Below are 21,081 nucleotides of genomic sequence, written 5' to 3'. Positions count from 1 at the left end.
AACGGTTCTATCATGTCGACATCACGTCTGCCTTCGCGGCAGGTCGTTTCCGGCCTGCACCATCATATCCGTACTGGTCTAAGCCGGGGTCTGCCGGCAATCGCGGCGGTCTGCCTTCTGGCGGCGGCCTGGGAGGCTTATGTCCGCCTGTCCGGCATCTCGCCCACGACCTTGCCCGCGCCTTCCCGCGTGCTTGCGCAGACCTTCCAGTCCCGGCAGGCCCTGTTCGACAACACGCTCCCGACATTGCGGGCGACGCTTGCAGGCTTCGGCTGCTCGCTTGCGGCCGCCTTCATCCTGTCGGTGCTGATCGATTTCTGCCAGTCCCTGCGCCGCGCCCTGTTTCCGCTCTTCATCATCAGCCAGACGCTGCCGCTGGTCGCCATCGCGCCACTGATCGTCCTGTGGTTTGGCTTCGGCCTGATGCCAAAGATTATGCTCGTCGCGCTCGTCACCTTCTTCCCGATGCTGGTAGCACTTTGCCAGGGCTATCAATCGACTGAGGACGAGCTGCAGCAACTGGTTGCCTCGATGGGCGCGCCACGCTGGAAGCAGTTCCTGCTGGCCCGCCTGCCATCCGCCCTACCCTTCTTCTTCGCTGGGCTGCGTATATCCATCACCTACGCCGTCGTCGGCGCGATCTTCGCCGAATATGCGGGTGCTGCCAAAGGGCTCGGCATCTACATGCTGAACGCCAAGAACAATTTCCGGCCCGATCTGGTGCTCGCCGCCGTGTTCGTCAGCGCCGCGCTGACCCTCACTTTGTTCGGCCTCACCGTGATCGCCGAACACCTGGCCATGCCATGGGCGAGACGCGGAAAGGGAAGCGCCCGATGACCGTGCCGCGCCTGGAACTCGACCACATCACCTGCCGCTACGGCGAAACGCCGGTCTTGTCGGACATCTCGCTGACGGTGAAGCCCGGCGAATTCGTCTCCATTCTCGGGCCTTCGGGCTCCGGCAAGTCAACGCTCTTCAAACTGCTGACCAGCGCGCGCAGGCCTGAGGGCGGCAGCATGCGCTTCGACGGCCAACCGCTTGACGGAACGATCCGCCCCTTCGCCTTCATGCCGCAGCGCGATGCGCTGATGCCGTGGCGGCGCATAATCGACAACACCACGCTCGGCCTCGAGGTTCAGGGCATGCGCCGCGCCGAGGCCCGCCGGCGGGTGCTGCCGCTGTTTTCAGAATTCGGCCTCGACGGCTTCGAACAGCATTATCCGGCAGAATTGTCCGGCGGCATGCGGCAGCGGGCGGCACTGCTGCGCACCGTGGTGCAGCACAAGCCGATGCTCCTGCTTGACGAACCCTTCGGCGCGCTCGACGCCTTGACGCGTGCCAGCATGCAGCGCTGGCTGGAGCAGATGTGGTCGCAGCACGACTGGACCGCGATGCTCGTCACCCATGATGTGCGCGAAGCGGTCTATCTCTCCGATCGCATCTATATCTTCTCGCCCCGCCCGGCCCGCGTCATCCGCGAGATCACCGTCGATCTGCCGCGCCCACGCATCTTGGACGGCGCGGCGCGGGCGCTTGCGGGCGAGATCGAGGCCGACATTCTCGACACGCTCTTCGATGCCCCGAACGACGCCACAACGACCAATTTGGAAGAACCACGATGAAAAACCCGATGCTGACCCGCCGCGCAGCCCTGGCTTCCGCCGCAGGGCTTGCTCTGACGCTGCCAATGTCACCGCTTCTGTCGAGGCCGGCCCGCAGCCAGGAGAAGCGCCCCGTCAAGGTCGCGCTGGACTGGACGCCGAATACCAACCACATCGGCCTCTTCGTGGCGCGCGACAAGGGATTTTATCGCGATGCCGGCCTCGACGTGGAAATCCTGCCTTATACGGACACATCGGCCGGCACGCTCGTCGCCAACCATGTCGCTGACTTCGGCATTGACGGCGCCATCGGCCTCATGACACAGCGGACAGCCGGCGCCGATCTCGTGGCGACCTACGCCATCGTTCAGACCGAGACCGGCCGCCTCGTCTTCAATGCCGATCGCGATGACATCCGCAGCCCCAGGGATCTCGACGGCAAGACCTATGGCGGCTTCGGCAGCGCCTGGGAGAACGCGCTGATCGGTTCGCTGATCCGGCATGATGGCGGCAAGGGCGAATTCGAGACCGTGACGCTCGGCACCTCCGCCTATCAGGCGCTCGCCAACGGCAGCGTTGATTTCACGCTCGAAGTCTACACCTGGGAAGGCGTGCAGGCGGAGCTCGAGGGTGTGAAGCAACGCGCCTTCCGCTACGCCGATTATGGCGTTCCGGACGAGCACACGACGCTGCTCGCCTCCAGCCAGGCATTTCTAAACGAGAAGCCGGACCTCGCCCGCGCCTTCCTGCAGGCAACCCGCAAGGGCTACGACTTCGCGGTCGATCACCCCGACGACGCGGTCGATCTGATGATCGCGGCCAATAGCGACGCGCTGACCAATCGCGCGCTTGTAGAGGCATCGCTGAAGGCGCTGATCGCGGGGCACTATTTCCGCACAAACGACGGCATTACCGGTCGCATCGATCCGGCCAAGATGACAGCGACCGGCGACTATCTGTTTCAGGCGAAAATCCTGAAGGATGCCGACGGCAAGGCGCTCACCACAGCACCTGACTTCTCGCGCTATTTCACGAACACGCCGCTCGACGCCGCCTGACAGCCGGCATGCCTGCACCATCCACGACACTCCTCCAATCGGTAGCCGATTGGAGGAGTGCTTCCCGTGGCCGAGGTGATCAAAAGCACAAGGCCAAGCGAGTAGCCTAGCGTGCAGTTTGATTAAAGCTTTACCGAAAATTCATGATGTACCGCCGATTGCTAGCAGGCGAATATTTTTACCATTACGGCGTTCTCGCCACTTTGATTTTCGGAGCTTTCATTTTGAAAAACCTAAGGATTTCACGCCAACTTTTTATGCTCGTGGGCCTGCTGCTCGTCATATTCTCGGGCATTGTCTACATGCAGATCAGCACATTGCGTGATGCCATCTACACCGAACGTTTCGAAATGATGCGCTCGCAGGTCGAAAGCGCCATCAGTGTGCTCGACACCTTCTACCAACAGGAGAAAGCCGGAACACTGACGCACGAAGCCGCACAACAGGCAGCCTTCAAGGTTGTCGAGAAGATGAAATACGAGCCTTCAGGCTATTTCGTCGGCTTCGACTACAATGTCGTCCAGATCTTCAAGGAAGGCTCCAAAAGCATCGGTCAGAACCAGTCCGGCACACAGGACAAGACCGGAAAATATATCTCCAAGGAACAGGTTGATCGCGGTATCGCTGGCGGCGGCCGCACGATCTTCTACTGGCAGAAGCCCGGCCAGCCGGCCGATCAGCTCTTCCTCAAGGGCAACTACTCGAAAGCCTTCGAACCCTGGAAGGTCGTCGTTGCGACCGGCGTCTACATGGATGACGTCGAGGCGCAGATCTGGAATGCGACGATTGAAGTCGTTGGTCTCTGTCTCGTCGCGCTGGCCATCGCCGTCGCCATGGCTTTCTACATCATTCGCAGCATTTCGCAGCCGCTGACTGCGATCCATGACGCGTTGGGCGCGGTTGCCAATGAAGATGTCAGCAAGGTCATTCCGCACACCGACCTGCGCAACGAAGTCGGCATGATGGCGAAAGCCACCAAGTCGCTGCAGGAAAAGGTGCGCGATCGCCAGGAGATGACCATCCGCCAGGAAGAGCAGCAGCGCGAGCTGAATGCCGAGCGCCAGCGCAGCGTCGATGCGCAGTTGCTCGACGCCGAGCAACAGGCGCATGTGGTCTCGACCATCGGAAGCTCGCTCGAGCGGCTGGCGAACGGCGACCTCACCGTCCGCTGCGATGATCTCGGCACCAAGTATGCCGGCCTGCGCGACAACTTCAACGATGCGCTCGCACGGCTTGAGCAGGCGATGTCGCGCGTCAGCCTGAAGGGCAACGACATTGCCGTCAGCAAGGAAGAAATTCGCCGCGCCTCCAACGAGCTCGCGCAGCGCACGGAACGCCAGGCCGCGAACCTCGAGGAAACCTCAGCGGCGCTCGACGAACTGACGGTTGCCGTCAGGCAGACTGCTGACGGCGCCCGCGAGGCGGCGCGGCGCGTCTCCAGTGTCAGCACCGAGGCCCGGCAGAGCGACGCCGTCGTCAGCGAAGCGATCAAGGCGATGAACGGGATCGAACAGTCCTCCGCCGAGATCACGAAGATCATCGGTGTCATCGACGAAATCGCCTTCCAGACGAACCTTCTGGCCCTCAATGCCGGCGTAGAAGCGGCCCGTGCCGGCGAAAGCGGCAAGGGTTTCGCGGTTGTCGCGCAGGAGGTTCGCGAACTCGCGCAGCGGTCTGCCGCGGCGGCGAAGGAAATCAAAGGCCAGATTTCCAGCTCCTCGACGCAGGTCGAGCAGGGTGTGGATCTCGTCGGACGCGCCGGTGAAGCGCTGAAGAGGATTTCAAGCCAGATCGAAAGCGCCAACGAGATCGTCTCGAAGATCTCTCACAGTGCCCAGGAGCAAGACACGACCTTGCGATCGATCTCGCAATCGATGAACCAGCTGGACACGGCAACGCAGCAGAATGCCGCGATGGCGGAAGAGACGACCGCATCCGCCGAGGTGCTCGCCAACGACACCGGCGATCTGCTCGATCTGATCCGAGGCTTCCGCATTGCTCAGAGGGGTGGGGCGACGGCGCTTCACGACATGGGCCAGAAGATGCGGCTCGCAAGCTAACTCTCCGACGCGATCGAGTCGGCTCGATTATCGGAATAGATGTGGCGGCGTCTCCCCAGGCGCCGCCACATATCGTTGTGCTCATAACCTTTGCCGGCCAGGAAGTTTGCAAGCAGGCCGCGAGGAAAATCGCGCGCACCTCGAGTCAAACTTGACTCCAGCAATCAAGATAAGTAAGCAATGCTGACGTAATCAGAGGTCAGCCATCGGCGGCCGTTACGCGGGTCCATTTCGACGATGACAGCACGCGCCTACAGCAAAGTGACGGTCCTCACGGCAGCGATTGCGCAGCCGGCCGCCACGCGTGCGTCCACGCATACCGCCAATAAAAAACGCCTTTAAATCGCCAGCGGAGGAGCGTGCCAGGTCACCTGCGGCTCCGCCTGCGGGACTGAAACGACACGCGCCAAGGCGCGACCAAGGAGACGGGCAGATGAGCGCACAAGATCGGGTCACGGGCCTCTACGATATCAGCGAAGACAAGAGCAGCTGTGGCGTCGGCTTCATTACCCGCAAGGATGGCGTTCAGACCCATGACGTGCTGAAGCGGGGCCACGAGGCGCTCTGTGCCGTCCCGCATCGCGGCGGCATGTCGGCGGAAGGCGTCGGTGATGGCGCCGGCATCTCGGTCGATCTCTCCCTCTCCTTCTTCCGCGGCCTCACCGGTAAACCTGATCTCGCCGCCGGTCGTTTCGGCGTCGGCAATTTCTTCCTGCCGAACAACCCAAATGAGCACCAGCGCGCGGCCGATATCATCGAGGCGGCGCTCGCCGATGAGGGCTTGCCCGTGCTTCTCGTGCGAGACGTGCCTGTCGACAATGACGCGATCCGCCCGATCTCCGTGCGCTACCAGCTGCCGATCCGCCAATGGGTGTTTGCCGCTCCCGAGGCCGCGAAGACGCCTGCCGAATTCGACTGGCGCATCCACAAGGCGCTGCTTGCGATCGAAGCCGTTGCCTATACCGATCCGGCCTTGGCCGGCTTCTATCCGCTGTCGCTCAGCGCCCGCACGCAGGTCTTCAAGGGCCGGTTGAACTCCAACGAGGTGCTGCCCTACTTCCGCGATCTCGTGGACCCCGCGCACGAAATCCATACCATGTATTTCCACACGCGGTTTTCCACCAACACCGACCCGCACCCCTCCATGGCCCAGCCCTTCCGGCTGATGGCGCACAATGGCGAATTGAACACCGACAAGAAGAACCGCCTCTCCGAGGCTGCGATCGCGCTTGCCCGTAATTCCGCGATCATCCGCCCGAAAGGCCAATCCGACAGCTGCCGTCTCGACCAGACCCTGCAGAGCCGGGTGATGGAAGATGGCCTCGACCTCGTGACCGCCGTCGTCTCGATGATGCCGCCGGCGTGGGAGAATGACGAGACGCTGTCCGAAGACGTCAGGGCAATGTTCGAATATTTCTCGCTCTACGAGGAGAAGAACGACGGCCCGGCCGCGCTGATCTTCGGCAACGGCACCATCGTCGGCGCCAGGCTCGACCGGCTCGGCCTGCGGCCCCTGCGCACCGTCGAGACCTCCGATTATCTCTGCGTCATGTCGGAAGCCGGCCAGATCGCCTTTCCGCCCGAGACCGTTCTCCGGCGCGGCCGGATCGAGGCCGGCGGCATGCTCTACTTCGATCACGCGGCCGGCCGATCCTACTCGACATCGGAAGCGCTCGATATGCTCGCGGAGCAGCGCGACTACAAGACGCTGCTCGCTGACGCCCGCGTCCACCTCGAGGACCTGCCCGAAGTGCCGGCCGACCAGCAGGGATCCCCACTCCGCTACAATGGCGACCTCGAGCGTCATCAGCGCTACGTCGCCTATTCCCACAATCAGGAAAGCTTCAAGTTCCTGATGGATCCGATGCTGGCGACGGGTGCCGAGAAGATTTCGGCAATGGGTTACGGCAATGCCATCAACGCCCTTTCCGACCAGGAGGGCGGCGTTGCCAAATATTTCTCGCAGCGCTTTGCCCAGGTGACAAACCCGCCGCTCGACAGCATTCGCGAAGCCGACGGCATGACCCTGCGCGTGGCGCTCGGCGCCAAGCCGAACATCGGCGCCAAGGCCGCCCGCCAGATCGTCGTGCGCTCACCGATCCTCACTCATCTCGACATGCTGAAGATCCGTGAGCAGTCCGAGACGCCGTTGCGCCGCTTCGAGATGCTATACACGCCCGTCGCCGGCGATCCCAAGGCCAACGAGCAGGCGCTGGAGGCCGCGATCTCAAGGCTTTGCGACGCGGTGGAAGCCTTCGCCGCCGAAGAAGGCGGCATCGCTGTCGTCACCGATCGCCATGTAGCGCGCGACCGCGCGGCCCTGCCGATGATCATCGTCATCTCCGCCCTCAACCAGCGCCTGATCGAAACCGGCCTGCGCCTGCGCGTCTCCATCATCGCAGAGAGCGGCCAGATTTCCTCGTCTCACCATATCGCCGCGGCACTCGGCTTCGGCGCCTCGGCCGTCTATCCGCTCGGCGTCCAGTTCCGGGCCGAGGAGAAGTTCGGCGCCGATGCCGACAAGGCGTTCAAGCGCTTCGCCAAGGCGGCAGAAAAGTCGTTGATGAAGACGATGGGCAAGGTTGGCCTGTGCACGGCCGAAAGCTACATCGCCGGTGAATTCTTCGAGCCCAACTTCCTCGACACCAACGATCCCGTGCTGCGCCGCTATTTCCCGAATGTGAAGACCCCTGTTGGCGGCGTGAACTTCGCCGTCATCGCTCAAGCGGTGTGCGACTGGCACATGCGGGCGCTGACCGTTACCGGTGAAAACGAGATCCCGCTGCTCGGCCTTTTCAAGGAGCGCGCCGAGGGCGCCGGTCACTCATATGGCACGACCGCTGTCCGTGGCTTCGTTGACATGACCGAGGAGAAGATCGATTTCGAGCGGATGGCCGGCGACACCGACCAGTCGGAATTCTTCCGGCTTCTGCCACTCAACCGTCTGGAAGATGCCTTCGGCCTCAACGATGCCGCCTATTACAGCACCAGCTTCGAAAAGCTGACGCCCGAGGCGATCGACCGCTTCGAGATCACGCCCGGCTACCGCGCCTTCGCACGCATGATGATGGAAGAGCGCATGAGGCGCCCAGCGGCTTTGCGTGATGTGCTGGACCTGCCCGCCGATGTCAGCTTCTGCGGCAATGCCGAGGATTTCAGGCGCGAGATGGGACGTTTTTCCCGCAAGGGAAACAACGCCTTCATGGTGCGCGGCCTTTCCTGCGAGCGCGTTGGCGACGACGAGTTCCGGCTGCGCCTGACGACCTCGAATGGCAGCCAGCTGACGCTGCTTTCGGCACTTGCGCAGTCGCTCGTCATGCGCTTCGGAACCGACATCGTCGGCCACTGGCTGGAAGCAGGCGCTCTTGCCGTGCAGGCGAAGGGCGAGGCCCGCGACTATCTCTCGCTGCTGCGCACCGCGCCCGCAAGCATTCCGCTTTCCGAAATCCAGAACGCGAGCGAAATCACGTCGCTGCTCGCCTCGGGCGCCATGAGCCACGGCGCGCTCGTGGCCGCCGCCCATGAAGCGGTCGCCCACGGCACCAACATGGCCGGCGGCATGTCGAACTCCGGCGAGGGCGGCGAGCATCTGTCGCGCTACGGCACGATCCGCGCTTCCAAGATCAAGCAGTTCGCCTCAGGGCGCTTCGGCATCTGGGCGGGCTATCTCGCCGATCCGATGCTTGAGGAGATCGAGATCAAGATCGGCCAGGGCGCCAAGCCCGGCGAAGGCGGTCAGCTCCCCTCGCCCAAGGTGACCGTCGAGATCGCGGCCGCCCGTGGCGGCACGCCCGGCGTCGAGCTCGTCTCGCCTCCCCCTCATCACGACACCTATTCGATCGAGGATCTGGCGCAGCTCATCCATGACGCCAAGGCGGCGCGCGTGCGTGTTGTCGTCAAGCTCGTCTCGTCGGAAGGGATCGGCACGATCGCCGTTGGCGTCGCCAAGGCAGGCGCCGATGTCATCAATGTCGCCGGCAACACCGGCGGCACGGGTGCGGCCGCCGTCACCAGCCTGAAATACACCGGGCGCGCCGCCGAAATCGGCATCGCCGAGGTCCATCAGGCGCTTTGCGCCAACGGCTTGCGCGATAAGGTCACGTTGCGTTGCTCGGGCGCGCACCAGACGGCGAGCGACGTCATCAAGTCGGCTCTGCTCGGTGGCGACAGTTTCGAATTCGGCACCACCGCGTTGATGATGCTGAAATGCGTCATGGCGAAGAACTGCAACATCAAGTGCCCGGCCGGGCTGACCACCAACCAGGAGGTCTTCAACGGCGACCCCCGGGCGCTTGCGCAATATCTGCTCAACATCGCCCACGAGACCCGCGAGCTTCTGGCATCGCTCGGCCTGCCGTCGCTGCGCCAGGCGCGCGGGCGTTCCGATCTTCTTCATCTCCTCGATCACCCCTCAAGCGTCGGGCAGCTTGACCTCCGCGCGATGCTTGCGGTGGTCGAGGAGGTGAAGATTACCGACCCCGTCTATATGGAGAAGGATTACGCCGTCGATGACGGCTTCCGCGACCTCGTGCAGTCGGCGCTGATCGAAAACGGCAAGGAAACCGTCGAGCTCGGCGGCAATCGCTTCCTCAACAATTGCAACAAGAGCGTCGGCGGGCAGCTGGCAGTCGATATCGAGCGTATGCTGAACTACGAGATCGACGCCGCGACGGCAGCCACCCTGCCGGCGGTTCGCCAGGACGAGCGCGGCCGGCGCTTCCTCGAGCCCGGATCGGTCAATATCGCGACCTCGGGTTCGGCCGGGCAATCCTACGGCGCGTTCTGCAATGACGGTATGATGCTCACCCATACCGGCACCTGCAATGACGGTGTCGGCAAGAGCGCCTGCGGTGGCACCATCGTCGTCAAGTCGCCGGGCGGCGGCTCCGACGAGGCGGGCGGCAACGTGCTGATCGGCAACTTCGCGCTCTTCGGCGCCACCGGCGGTCGCACCTTCGTGGAAGGCCAGGCCGGGGACCGTTTTGCCGTCCGCAATTCCGGCGCGACATCAGTTGTCGAGGGCGTTGGCGACTTCTGCTGCGAATACATGACCAATGGCGCGGTTCTCAATCTCGGAAGCTTCGGCAAGGGCTTCGGCAACGGCATGAGCGGCGGTTTCGTCTATCAGTACGACCCGTACGGCGATCTGCCGAAGAAGGTCAGCCACGACTCGATCCTGCTCGGCTCAATCTCCGACGAAGGGGATGAAGCGGCCATCCATGGCCAAGCCGTGCACATGCTGCTCACCTGGCATCTGGCCGCGACCGGCTCGTCCAAGGCGCGCTGGCTCCTGGAGAACTGGGAGAGCGAACGGCACAATTTCGTCTACGGCATGCCGCGGGCGCTGCTGCTCTATCAGGATAGCGATCAGATCCTGAAGGCCAAGCCGCGCAAAGAGCTGATCGAGGAGCTGGCCTCGGCGCTCGCAGCCCATCAGGTCCGCAAGTTCAAGCTGGCCTATCGCGACCGCAAGCCAGTGCTCAACGGCCGCGTACCCGGCTACGGCGAGACAGACACGGACGAAATGTTCGCGCTGCTCAACAATTCCACCGTGCTTTCCATGGCGCAGGGCCTGGCGATGGCGCGTGTGCCCAACGCGCTCGGCCCGTCCGAGCCGGCCGTAGAGAAGGCTGTGCGCAACCTCATCCTGACGGAGGATTTCGCGCTTATGAGCAAGCTGATGCGGCACGCGCGTGACGCTATCGACGGCCACAGCGACGAACAGCTGGCGGTGATGATCGCCGCCAAGCGACTTGCCGACTACAAGGAAGCGCTGGCGCGCCGCAACATCCTGTCGATGGATAGCCCCGGCACCTACGGCTGGATCATCCACCAGTACGCCCGCAACATCGAAAGGATCGGTCGCCTGCCGAGCTTCGAGGAGCTGTTCGCCAAGCGCGCGGTCTCCGACCTGACGACATCTGCCCGAACCAGCCGAGTGTGACGATGAAAGTGCCCTATATCCCCGCCGACGCCCCCTTCAATGGCGACCAGCGCGCCTGGCTTTCCGGCTTCCTTGCCGGCCTCCACTCACGGCTGGCGATCGATGGTGACGGCAGCGCCGCCGCCGCGGTAGCGCCGCAGCAGCCGGCATCAAGCCCACTGCATATCCTCTATGGCACGCAAACCGGAAATGCCGAGGGCGTGGCCATGGATGCGGCGGCGGCTGCCCGCGCTGCCGGGATGCAGCCGGTGGTCGAGGCGCTCGACGATATCGACATGGCTCGCTTCTCGACCATGAAGCGGGTGATCGTGGTGGTCTCCACCTATGGCGAAGGAGAGATGCCGGATAATGCGCAACTCTTCTGGGAGGCGCTTTCGGCGGACAGCGCGCCCAGACTGGAGACCATGAATTTCGGCGTGCTAGCGCTCGGCGACACCGGCTATGATGGCTTCTGCCAGGCGGGCAAGCTGATCGACACCCGGCTGGAGCAACTCGGCGCCCAGCGGATGGCGAACCGCCTGGATTGCGACGTGGATTACGAGGATGCCGCATCGGCCTGGGTGAACGAGACCCTGCCGGTCGCAGCAGCGATCGAAGGTGGAGCCACAGAGCCGGCCGAAGCGACGGCCCTGCCTGTCCGCGAGAAATCGCAATGGAACCGCAAGTCGCCTTATCCCTCGACCCTTGCCGTCAACCGGCTGCTCTCGGGTACACGATCCGCCAAGGAAATCCGGCATTTCGAGTTCGATCTCGGCGATAGCGGATTGGTTTACGAAGCCGGCGATGCCCTGGGTGTCATGCCTATGAACAATCCGTCCCTTGTTTCGGCCATTCTGGAGCGTCTGGGCGCCGACGCGGAAGCGGCCGTTTCCGGCCTCGCCCGGCCGCTGGGCCAGGAATTGACGGCCAGCTTCGAGATTTCCACGCCGTCGCGCGAATTCATCGCGGAGATCGAACGGCGCGCCAGCCATGAAGAGCTCAGCCATATCCTGCGCCATGGCGACAAGGAAGCACTGGAGAATTGGCTGTGGGGCAAGGACAGCCTCGACCTCCTGCAATTGCTGCCGGAGCGCGCGATGAGCGCCGCCGATTTCGTCGGCCTGCTGAAGCCGCTGCAGCACCGCGCCTACTCGATCTCCTCGAGCCCGCTTGCTGCCGAGGGGCGCGTGCACCTGACCGTTGCCAGCGTGCGCTACACGCCCAACGGGCGCGAGCACGGCGGCGTGTGCTCGACCTATCTGGCGGATCGTGCGGAGGGTGACATGGCCGGCATTTTCGTGTCGCAGAACAAGGCGTTCCGCGTGCCCTCGGATGATGCGACCCCTGTCATCATGGTCGGTCCCGGCACCGGCATCGCGCCGTTCCGGGCCTTCCTGCAGGAGCGGCAGGCGCGCGGCGCTGCGGGTCGGAACTGGCTGTTCTTCGGCGACCAGCACCGTGCCGACGATTTCATCTACGAAGAGGAGTTGGCTGCGATGAGCAGCGCAGGCCTGCTGACGCGGCTCGATCTGGCCTTTTCCCGTGACCAGCAGGAAAAGATCTACGTGCAGACCCGCATGCGTGAGAACGGCAAGGCGCTCTACGCCTGGCTGGAAGAAGGCGGGCATTTCTATGTTTGCGGCGATGCGACACGAATGGCACGCGACGTGGATCAGGCCCTGCACGACATCATCGCTGTCCACGGCGGCCATTCCGCTGATGCCGCGAGCGCCTATGTCAACGAATTGAAGCGCCAGAAGCGCTACGTTCGCGACGTCTACTAGGGCCAGGACTGGCTGGCTCCGTCACAATCCGAAAATGCTATCGAGCGGTCGAAAACATCGGCCGCTCGAACGCGTTTATCAACCCGGACCATGTGCCGGGTAGGAAAGCGTGCGCGTTCGTGCTCTCCTGGCACTATCAGGTGTCATTTCGGGACGCTGATGGCTATAGTTTATTGGATATTAATAACGTTGAACGAGACTCGCCTAGCCGTGACAGCGAAGCATGTAAATCGATGCAAGCAAGAATCGCTTGCATGAATGGCATGGCGGAAAACATGGAACATGAAGGTTTCGATTTACCGTTCCTCCTCAAGGAGATTGATATCCTTGCGGATGAACTCAGCAAGCTGCCCCCGTCGATGGACAGGACAGCGCTGGAACTTAGACTGGCACAGATGCGCCAGATCGTTGAACTGCGGCATACGCGCCGCGGCATGAAAAACCTCGATCCAAACTAACGGCTCGACTGTTATCATGTGGCACACTCGCCTGCCGCGGCTGCGGCAAGCGCAGACCCAGCCACCCACTCATGCATTGAGCGAGTTGTGGCCGCGTCGAGGATTGTGCTTCGATATTCCCGGTAAAGAGGCTAATAAGCGCGCAAGCGAATGAGAGGAATTGGCCATGGAACCGGAAACCGTAACGATCGACAACCGCAACGACTTCTCGCTTTGGGCGATCGAACGCGCCAAGCTGATCGTCAGCGAGCAGGGCACGGCGCTTGCGCTTGCGGCGCGTGACATGGACAACGCGGAGATCGGTCAGGCCGGCAATGCGCTCGGCCAGGCGATCGCCGACGCCATGCTCGAAGTATTCGACGGGCTGATGAACGGCGTTGCCGAGGAATAACGGGTTCACCGTTGCTCCGTTGACCGAACGATCGGCAAAAATTGCGCCCGATCTTCTTTGGGAACCTTTTCGCAGCTGAAGGGTTTTATCTGCGCAACGTATTGAAATCCGCGTTGCTGGATCAGCAAGCCCAATGCAGTCCAACCAAAAGCCCGGTGCAGCCCCTCGCACCGGGTTTTTTCATGCGCGGTACCGGAGCGCCCACGCTTGATGCATAAAGAACATACTATATGTTAAGGGCGCGGTGGCAGCTTTGCACGGCTGCCGCCAATCAAATGCGCTTCGAGGGGGTATAAAGCGTTGGACACGAGACCATGGATGATCCCTGTTCTGATCGCCTGCCGGCGCAGTGGCGCCGTTTATACGGTCACGAGTACCCGTGAAGCGCTCAAACTGCTTTTTACTGCTTGGCCGGTCGCTGAAGGCAAGGCCTACTTTTCCGCCCTGGAAGTGTGCGACGGCGTGGCAATCGGCAAGGCTTCACCGGAAGATGCGCGCCTCGCCTTTATCGCCGCGGCAGATGAAGCCAAGGTGCCATATGACGTGGTGCCCGCCGCACCGGTTCCGCTTTAGGCAGCGTCGCCGCGCTCACTCCTCGACGCCTTCCTCAAACGTGTAGGACGCGCACATTTCGTCGGAGCTTTTCGGCGCATGCCGACCGGTGAACACCGCAATCGCCGACAAGCCATCGCCGGCGGACCAATTTGCGACATAGGTGACCGGACCGGAGCCGCAGAGACGATTGCCGTTCAGCAACTCGAGATCCGAAGGATCGGCGACGCGATAGACGGAAGCCGGTACACGTTCGCCGTCGACGATGAAGTGATCGCCGACCAGATTGGAAAACGAAAGCTCTTCACCCGTTTCGAAGGTAATGCTGAAGTCGTCCATCGAGATATCGCCGGTAACGGACATGGCGGTGTTGCTGACAGCCTTGTACGCGTCAGCCCATGACGGGCTCGCTGCCGACAACGCAGAGAGCGATAGAATAAGACATGATTTGAAGAAGCGCACGGTGACCTCGGGTGAAAAGGCAGGCACGGCAGAGCCGTGCCTGCGCGATATTATTCGGCTGCAGGTTTCAGGGAGCTGATGATCGCCTGGAGTTCAGGCCCATGCGCCTCCTGCGTTCCCTGCGATCCCCAATAGGTGATGACGAGGAGCTTGCCTGGTTTGGGCGAGAGCAGCGAGAGGCCGATATTGACTGCGCCGTCATTGTCGGTGCCGGTCCAGTCGAAGTTGGTCATGTCCATGCCGTTGATCGGCTCATCGGACTTCTTCTGCGTCGAGCCGTCGACCTTCACGCCGTTCTTTTGAAGAAAGGCGATAGCGTCGTCGATGACCTTGTCGGTGCTCTTTTCGTCGGCGACGTCGATCGAAAGGTAAATAGCCGAGTCATCGGACGTCGCCTGGATCCCGGTTTCCGTTTCCTCGGGCTCCCAGCTATCTGGAATGGCGATCTGAGCGATGGGGGCGTCGCTCGGGAATGCAAGCGTCTTGGCCTGGCTGATGCCGGGTATGAGGGCGGCGAGAAGCGCCCCGACGAGAATCGTCTTCATGTAAGGTCCCTGGGGGTTAGAGAACATGTGTGCGGGCGCATATTAGCGCTGCGGCGTTAAAAAGATCCGCACATCGCCATCGCACGTTCGCTCCGCCCCAGAAATGGTTCAGGACCTGAAACAGTTCGGGCCGGCGTGGACATCATGTCCGCGCCGGCCCGTTGTTCGAAAGACCGTTGTTACTCGCCGGGAACGATCGCCGGGTTGTTGCCGGGAGCCGCTTGCGGACTATCGGCCTGCTTCGGCGCCTTCCAGGCGATCAGGCGGTAGAACATCGGGATGAAGAAGGTCGCGATGAACGTCGCCGCGAGCATGCCCCCGATAACGCCGGTTCCGATGGCGTGACGACTGGCCGAGCCCGCACCCGTGCTGATCGCCAACGGCACGACACCCAGAATGAATGCCAGCGACGTCATGACGATCGGGCGGAAACGCAGGCGGGCGGCTTCGATCGCAGCCTCGCCGGCCGACAGTCCTTCCTGGCGCTTCAGAACGGCAAACTCGACGATGAGGATGGCGTTCTTGGCGGCCAGACCGATCAGCGTGACCATGCCGATCTGGAAGTAGACGTCGTTGGTCAGCCCGCGGAGCATCGTTGCGAGCAGTGCACCGAACAGCGCGAACGGGATGGCCGTGATAACCGCCAGCGGCAGCGTCCACTTCTCGTACTGCGCGGCAAGGATGAGGAACACCATGATGATGCCGAAGAGCATCGCCTGCGTTCCCGCGCCGCCCGTTGCCAGTTCCTGGTAGGCCGAACCTGTCCAGGCGATCTGGTAGCTTGCCGGAAGGGTCTCACTCGCGACCTCCTGCAATGCGCGGATGGCGTCACCCGAGGTATAGCCAGGAGCCGGGTTGCCGGTGACCTTGGCCGAGTTGAACGCGTTGAAGCGTTCGACCTGGTCGGGGCCGATGATGCGCGTGACCTTCACCAACGCATCCAGCGGGATCATGCTGCCATTGTTCGAGCGAACGAAGACCTGACGGAGATCGTCTGGCGACTGCCGGAAAGCCGATTCCGACTGCAGATTGACCTGGTAATTGCGGCCATAGAGCGTGAAGTCGTTGACATAGAGGCTACCGAACGTGGCCTGCATGGCATCGAACACCGTGTTGATCGGCACGTCGAGCGCCTTTGCCTTCTCGCGATCGAGATCCGCGTGGTACTGCGGAACGCTGGCATCGAAGGTGGTGCGCACGGCGGTCAGCTCAGGGCGCTTCGAAGCCGCGGCAACGAGAGCATTCGCCTGTTCGGCAAGGTTCGCGATGCCGTTGCCGCCACGGTCCTGAACATAGGCTTCGAAACCACCCGTGGTGCTCAAGCCCTGGATCGGCGGCGGATTGAAGGCCAGAACCATCCCATCCTTGATATCGCTATTGGCGCCGATGATCGGCCCCGCCATGTTGCGGGCGTCCAGTGCCGCAGTGGTGCGCTCCTTCCAGTCATCGAGAATGATGAAGGACACACCGGCGCTGCTCTTGATGCCGCCGGCGAGGATATCGTAGCCGGAGACCGCGAAGACGTCGTGAACGCCTTCAAGCTTCGAGGTGTTGTCGACCACCTGGTTCATGACCGCTTCGGTGCGCGGAAGCGCTGCTGCCGGCGGAAGTACGGCAACCTGCAGTACCCAGCCCTGGTCTTCGTTGGGAACGAGCGATCCCGGGAGGGTGTAGAAGAGGTAGCCAGTCGCGCCAAGCAGGGCGCCAACGAGGACGAGACCGATGGCGAAACGCTTGACGAAGAAGCGAACGCCCGCCGTATAGCCCGACGTCAGACGGTCAAAGGCGCGGTTGAACACGCGGAACGGCAGCGCCGGTTCATGATGACCGGGCTTCAGGATCAGCCCGCAGAGCGCCGGCGTCAACGTCAATGCCACGATGCCCGACAGGATCACCGAGATGGCGATCGTGACGGCGAACTGCTTGTACATCTGGCCCGCAAGCCCGCCCATGAAGGAGACCGGGATGAAGACCGAGCACAGCACGAGCACGATTGCGACAACCGGTCCCGTGACTTCGCCCATGGCCTTGATAGCCGCGTCCTTGGGCGGCAGCTTGTCTACCGTCATCAGGCGTTCGACGTTTTCAAGAACCACGATGGCGTCGTCCACGACGATACCGATCGCCAGCACCAGGCCGAATAGCGTCAGCAGGTTGATCGAAAAACCGAGCAGATACATGCCGGCGAAGGTGCCAATGATCGAGATCGGAACCGCGATCACAGGGATAAGCGTTGCTCTCCAGTTCTGCAGGAACAGGAACACCACAATGACCACGAGGGCGATCGCTTCGAAGAAGGTGTGAATGACCTCTTCGATCGAGACCTGGATGAACTTTGTCGTATCGTAAGGAATACGATAGTCGATACCGTCAGGGAACGACTTCTTCAGTTCAGCCAGGCGCGTCGAAAGCGCTTCCATCGTGTTCAAAGCATTGGCGCCCGGCTGCAGATAAACTGCGATCGGAACGGCCGGCGTGCCATTGAGGCTGCTCTGTACCGAATAGCTCTTGGTACCAAGCTCGATGCGAGCGACATCCTTCAGCCGCAGCGTCGCTGCGTTGCTGGTCGAGCGCAGGATGATGTCACCAAAGGCTTCCGGGTCAGCCAGACGACCCTGCGTGGAAACGCTGTAGGTAAAGGGCTGTCCGGTGGCGCTCGGCTGATCGCCGAAACGGCCGGCCGCGAACTGCGAGTTCTGCTCCTGGATGGCCGCCGACACGTCGCTCGGCGTCAGGCCGTACTGCGCCATCTTGTCCGGTCGAAGCCAGACGCGCATGGAATAGTCGATATCACCGAGCACGTTGACATCGCCGATGCCGGGAAGACGCTTGAGATCGTCGATGACGTTCAAGAGCGCGTAGTTGCCGACATAGGCGCGGTCATACTGCGTGTTGTTGGAGAACATCGCCACGAAAGCGAGAATGGAGTTCGAGCGCTTGGCGACAACGACACCCTGACGGGTAACTTCCTGCGGCAAGGTCGAAGTCGCACGCTGGACACGGTTATTCACGTTGATCGCGGCCTGGTCGGGATCCGTGCCAAGCGCGAACGTCACCGTGATCTGCATGGTGCCGCTGTTGGAGTTCGTCGATTGCATGTAGAGCATGTTCTCGACGCCGTTGATCTGCTGCTCCAGCGGAGCGGCAACGGTCTGCGCGACAGTTTCAGCGCTGGCTCCGGGATAGTTCGCCGTAACGACGACCTGCGGCGGCACCAGTTCAGGATATTGCGCGATAGGCAGCGCCCGCAGGGCCAGAAGGCCCGCCAGAACGATGACAATGGAAATGACCGCCGCGAAGACCGGCCGGTCGATAAAGAACCTGTTACCCATCAGTTGGCCGCCGTCTCTTTCGTATCCTTGCCGGCATCGGCAGCCGCCGCTTCAGCCGTCGCGTTGACGGCCGAGCCCGGACGCACCTTGATGATGCCTTCTGTGATCAGCTGGTCACCGGCATCGAGGCCCGAATTGATGATCCAGTTGCTGCCGACCTTCTGGCCGAGCGTTACCGCGTTGATCTTGGCCTTACCGTCCTTGCCGACGGTATAGACGAACTGACCCTGCGGGCCCTGCATCAACGCTATCTCCGGAATGACGATCGCGTCATCGGCAGTCACGCCACTCACTGTCGCGCGTACAAACTGGCCCGGAATGAGCTGGCGATCGGGATTGTCGATGATCGCACGTGCCTGAATGGTGCCCGTATTGACGTCGACGGTGGCCGACGTGAAGTCGACAAGTCCCTCGTGACCGTAGGTCGAGCCGTCACCAAAGGTGAGCTTGACCCGCAGCTTCTGCTCCTGGCCCTTGCTCTTCATCAGATCGATGAGATGGCGGATTTCTCGTGCCTCGGAATCCGAGAAGGAGAAATTGACGTAAACGGGGTCCAGTTGGGTGATGTTGGTCAGCAGGCTGGAATCAGTGCTGATCAGGCTGCCTTCAGAGACCTGTTCGAGGCTCGTGATGCCGCCAATCGGCGCAGTCACCTTGGTGTAGCCGAGGTTGAGTTCGGCGGTCTTGACCTGGGCTTCGGCGGAAGCGACAGCCGCTTCGGCGAGTTCGCGCGCGGAAATCGCGTCGTCGCGGCTCTTCTGGCTGCCGACATTCTGATCGAAGAGGCTGATGTTGCGCTTTTCCTCGCGAATGCCCTGGCCGAGCTGGGCCTGAGCCTGCTTCAATCCGGCCTGCGCCTGCATCAGTGCCGCTTCATAGGGCGCAGGATCGATGAGAAACAGCACATCGCCGGCCTTGACCTGAGCGCCTTCGACGAAATTACGCTTCAGCAGGATACCGCTCACGCGAGCGCGTACTTCCGTCTGACGAAATGCCGAGATGCGAGCAGCATATTCATAGCTGAGCGGGACCGAGCTTGCGGCAACATTCACGGTTGTGACGGATGGAGGCGGTGGGGCCTCGGCCTGCTGGGCCATTGCCGCGGAAGACATGAATATCGATACAGCCGCTACAAGCACGCCGCTGCGAACGGTGGAAAAATGCCGCTGATTTTTATTTTGCACTTTTATTCGCCTTTACTTGGGCTCGATTCAACCGAGCAACCTTGGTTCCCTCCTCCCCTTGGCTCCTCCGCCAAGCTTTACTCCGTTGTGAAATTGGCGTGCGAGACCCCATCCACAAGCAACCAAACGAATTCCGCTAGTCGCTCGCCTGCCTCGAAGAACCTGCGCACGTCGATGAGGAAACAGCTGCCACTTCGCATCTGCTTCCGATTTTTCGTTTTTATATCCCGTATTTAACAGCCGACCGGAGCCGGAGCTCGGCCTTAGCATTTACGTAACAGCTCGGTCCGAACATGTTAAGATGCCGAAATCCGCATAAGGCCATGAAGCATGTTCATGAATGGCCTTCGATTGACCACAAGCGCGGACAGCCCTGCGTGCTTCGCAGTCTAGAAAATAGAATTTTGGGCGGCAAAAAATCGCTCTAAAGTATCTTTTTGTCTTTGTTATTATCCGAGCCTAATTTAGTCGTCTCAGCGCGCGGGAAGGCTGTGCCTTGCGACCTGGATGGCGGCGTATCGACGCAAGCAACTTTTTGTGTTCGCGAACCCAATCGCCACTACCTCAATGATCCGTAAATTAACGATTGGTTAACCATATCCGTCGTTTAGAATGATTAACGGCCGTCTGGTCGTTGATTCGAAGTCCGGTTGCCAAAATTGCGCCGGATACGGGGAAATACGATTGCGGCGATCGGAAACATGGGTTTGCTAAGATTGATGGCCCTTGCGGGGTTGGCTGGTCTTGCTGCCGGCTGCACATCGACTGGAAATATCAGACAACCGAGCGCCGCTGAAACAATCGCGAGCGAGAAAGCGCTTGTCCTGCCGCCACCCGGTGGGCCCTCTATCGTGAGCGTCGTCGAGCAGAAGCGCGGCAATGGCGTCGATCAGTCGATTTCGCTGTTCACCTCGTCCTCGGTCCCCGGCCAGAACTTTCTCAAGGTGCAGTTTCTCGGCGGGCGCGGCGAGAACCCAGGCGCCGGGAACTCCACCTACAAGATGGTCAATGAGAGCGCTATTGCGCGCGAGATGGCGACTGCCATCCCCGGTGTGCGGATGGCGCGCTCCGCGACGTTCCTGCAAAACAGCTACGGCCCCTTCGGCTATGCCTTCGGCACCAGCCACAACGGCGACACCTGTGTCTACGGATGGCAGCAGATCCGCTCCAGCCGCTCGGACCAGACACAGGCCCGCAATTTCGGCATGATCCAGGTTCGCCTGCGCCTGTGTGATGCGCGCGCAACCGAGCGCCAATTGCTGGGCGTGATGTACGGCTACACCGTGATCGGCACCTTCAACGGCGAAATCTGGAACCCTTACGGCATGACGCAAGGGGGCGACCCTACCATCGGACGCCCCGGAAACCCGATCTATCCCGACGAAGGCGGCTATCGCTCGACGCCGATGCCGATCGGCTACGAACCGGCCCCGACGCAGACCTACTCAAGGCCCGCGCCGGTGCGCCGCGCAGCAGTTCGCCCTGCCGCCACGGCACCGGTAGCGCCAACCTTGCCGCCGGCGATCGGCCCACGCGTGCCGGGACCTGACCTTTCCGAAAACGCGCCACAGGCGCCGCTGGAAGCGCCTGCGCTGGCCAACGCGTCGGTACGCCAGCCAGCCTCACAACAGACGATGACAGCGAGCGGCGTGAACGTGCCGTCGCCGGAATGCATCGGCAACACGGCGGCAAATGCCGCCTGCCAGAGATGACGATCAGCTAGGCCGGCAT

The 21,081-nt window shown here is 61.9% G+C and carries 14 protein-coding genes; 10 read left to right on the top strand and 4 right to left on the bottom strand.

The window, feature by feature from the left end; all coding sequences use genetic code 11:
* Positions 1–12: 12 nt before the first annotated feature.
* The 9 genes from ACVTFQ_RS21005 to ACVTFQ_RS20965 all read left to right on the top strand — a co-directional run bounded on the left by ACVTFQ_RS21005 (position 13) and on the right by ACVTFQ_RS20965 (position 13,848).
* Positions 13–837, top strand: a complete 825-nt coding sequence (locus ACVTFQ_RS21005) for an ABC transporter permease (protein WP_413391140.1) — start codon at positions 13–15, stop codon at positions 835–837.
* A complete protein-coding gene (locus ACVTFQ_RS21000; protein ID WP_112949439.1) occupies positions 834–1,622 on the top strand; it encodes an ABC transporter ATP-binding protein in 789 nt (262 codons plus the stop codon). Before ACVTFQ_RS21005 ends, ACVTFQ_RS21000 begins: the two co-directional genes overlap by 4 nt.
* A complete protein-coding gene (locus ACVTFQ_RS20995) occupies positions 1,619–2,659 on the top strand; it encodes an ABC transporter substrate-binding protein (protein WP_112949440.1) in 1,041 nt (346 codons plus the stop codon). The genes ACVTFQ_RS21000 and ACVTFQ_RS20995 overlap by 4 nt, the downstream gene beginning before the upstream one ends.
* Before the next feature lie 224 nt (positions 2,660–2,883).
* Positions 2,884–4,719, top strand: coding sequence for a methyl-accepting chemotaxis protein (locus ACVTFQ_RS20990; RefSeq protein WP_470423994.1), 1,836 nt, complete (start codon positions 2,884–2,886; stop codon positions 4,717–4,719).
* Positions 4,720–5,152: 433 nt separating this feature from the next.
* Complete coding sequence (locus ACVTFQ_RS20985; RefSeq protein ID WP_470423993.1) at positions 5,153–10,663, top strand: glutamate synthase-related protein; 5,511 nt, start codon at positions 5,153–5,155, stop codon at positions 10,661–10,663.
* Positions 10,664–10,665: 2 nt separating this feature from the next.
* The gene (locus tag ACVTFQ_RS20980) at positions 10,666–12,426 is read left to right on the top strand and encodes a sulfite reductase subunit alpha (protein ID WP_112949442.1); all 1,761 of its coding nucleotides are present in this window, start codon (positions 10,666–10,668) and stop codon (positions 12,424–12,426) included.
* A gap of 254 nt (positions 12,427–12,680) precedes the next feature.
* Positions 12,681–12,884 (top strand): hypothetical protein, encoded by a 204-nt coding sequence (locus ACVTFQ_RS20975; protein WP_018898056.1) that lies wholly within the window; start codon positions 12,681–12,683, stop codon positions 12,882–12,884.
* Positions 12,885–13,050: 166 nt separating this feature from the next.
* Complete coding sequence (locus ACVTFQ_RS20970; protein WP_112949443.1) at positions 13,051–13,275, top strand: hypothetical protein; 225 nt, start codon at positions 13,051–13,053, stop codon at positions 13,273–13,275.
* A 318-nt stretch (positions 13,276–13,593) separates the two neighbouring features.
* Positions 13,594–13,848 carry a DUF982 domain-containing protein gene (locus tag ACVTFQ_RS20965; protein ID WP_081992903.1) on the top strand — a complete coding sequence of 85 codons (255 nt, stop codon included), beginning with the start codon at positions 13,594–13,596 and terminating at the stop codon, positions 13,846–13,848.
* A 15-nt stretch (positions 13,849–13,863) separates the two neighbouring features.
* Here the strand turns inward: ACVTFQ_RS20965 and ACVTFQ_RS20960 are convergent, their stop codons facing one another.
* From ACVTFQ_RS20960 to ACVTFQ_RS20945, 4 genes are all read right to left on the bottom strand, one after another.
* On the bottom strand, positions 13,864–14,316 hold the full coding sequence (locus ACVTFQ_RS20960; protein ID WP_112949444.1) for a hypothetical protein: 453 nt from the start codon (positions 14,314–14,316) through the stop codon (positions 13,864–13,866).
* 23 nt (positions 14,317–14,339) lie between these two features.
* Positions 14,340–14,834: a hypothetical protein gene (locus ACVTFQ_RS20955; protein WP_047504318.1), complete on the bottom strand. Its 495-nt coding sequence runs from the start codon at positions 14,832–14,834 to the stop codon at positions 14,340–14,342.
* Positions 14,835–15,013: 179 nt separating this feature from the next.
* Positions 15,014–18,166, bottom strand: coding sequence for an efflux RND transporter permease subunit (locus tag ACVTFQ_RS20950; RefSeq protein WP_112435262.1), 3,153 nt, complete (start codon positions 18,164–18,166; stop codon positions 15,014–15,016).
* On the bottom strand, positions 18,166–19,263 hold the full coding sequence (locus ACVTFQ_RS20945) for an efflux RND transporter periplasmic adaptor subunit (RefSeq protein ID WP_112435263.1): 1,098 nt from the start codon (positions 19,261–19,263) through the stop codon (positions 18,166–18,168). The genes ACVTFQ_RS20950 and ACVTFQ_RS20945 overlap by 1 nt, the downstream gene beginning before the upstream one ends.
* A gap of 788 nt (positions 19,264–20,051) precedes the next feature.
* On the opposite strand from ACVTFQ_RS20945, the gene bcsN reads away from it, so the two are divergent.
* Positions 20,052–21,062 (top strand): cellulose biosynthesis protein BcsN, encoded by a 1,011-nt coding sequence (gene bcsN / locus ACVTFQ_RS20940; protein WP_470423992.1) that lies wholly within the window; start codon positions 20,052–20,054, stop codon positions 21,060–21,062.
* The last annotated feature ends 19 nt before the right edge of the window (positions 21,063–21,081 follow it).

The sequence above is a fragment of the Rhizobium sp. O111 genome, from assembly GCF_055616315.1.
The sequence above is the reverse complement of the archived record's forward strand: the minus strand, read 5'-3'. Positions and strand labels throughout refer to the sequence as shown.

Bases quoted from the DNA above. Each gene is read 5' to 3' on its own strand.
- ACVTFQ_RS21005 (WP_413391140.1), top strand. From the start codon at position 13: ATGTCGACATCACGTCTGCCTTCGCGGCAGGTCGTTTCCGGCCTGCAC.
- ACVTFQ_RS21000 (WP_112949439.1), top strand. From the start codon at position 834: ATGACCGTGCCGCGCCTGGAACTCGACCACATCACCTGCCGCTACGGC.
- ACVTFQ_RS20995 (WP_112949440.1), top strand. From the start codon at position 1,619: ATGAAAAACCCGATGCTGACCCGCCGCGCAGCCCTGGCTTCCGCCGCA.
- ACVTFQ_RS20985 (WP_470423993.1), top strand. From the start codon at position 5,153: ATGAGCGCACAAGATCGGGTCACGGGCCTCTACGATATCAGCGAAGAC.
- ACVTFQ_RS20980 (WP_112949442.1), top strand. From the start codon at position 10,666: ATGAAAGTGCCCTATATCCCCGCCGACGCCCCCTTCAATGGCGACCAG.
- ACVTFQ_RS20975 (WP_018898056.1), top strand. From the start codon at position 12,681: ATGAATGGCATGGCGGAAAACATGGAACATGAAGGTTTCGATTTACCG.
- ACVTFQ_RS20970 (WP_112949443.1), top strand. From the start codon at position 13,051: ATGGAACCGGAAACCGTAACGATCGACAACCGCAACGACTTCTCGCTT.
- ACVTFQ_RS20965 (WP_081992903.1), top strand. From the start codon at position 13,594: ATGATCCCTGTTCTGATCGCCTGCCGGCGCAGTGGCGCCGTTTATACG.
- ACVTFQ_RS20955 (WP_047504318.1), bottom strand. From the start codon at position 14,834: ATGAAGACGATTCTCGTCGGGGCGCTTCTCGCCGCCCTCATACCCGGC.
- ACVTFQ_RS20950 (WP_112435262.1), bottom strand. From the start codon at position 18,166: ATGGGTAACAGGTTCTTTATCGACCGGCCGGTCTTCGCGGCGGTCATT.
- ACVTFQ_RS20945 (WP_112435263.1), bottom strand. From the start codon at position 19,263: ATGGCCCAGCAGGCCGAGGCCCCACCGCCTCCATCCGTCACAACCGTG.
- bcsN (WP_470423992.1), top strand. From the start codon at position 20,052: ATGGGTTTGCTAAGATTGATGGCCCTTGCGGGGTTGGCTGGTCTTGCT.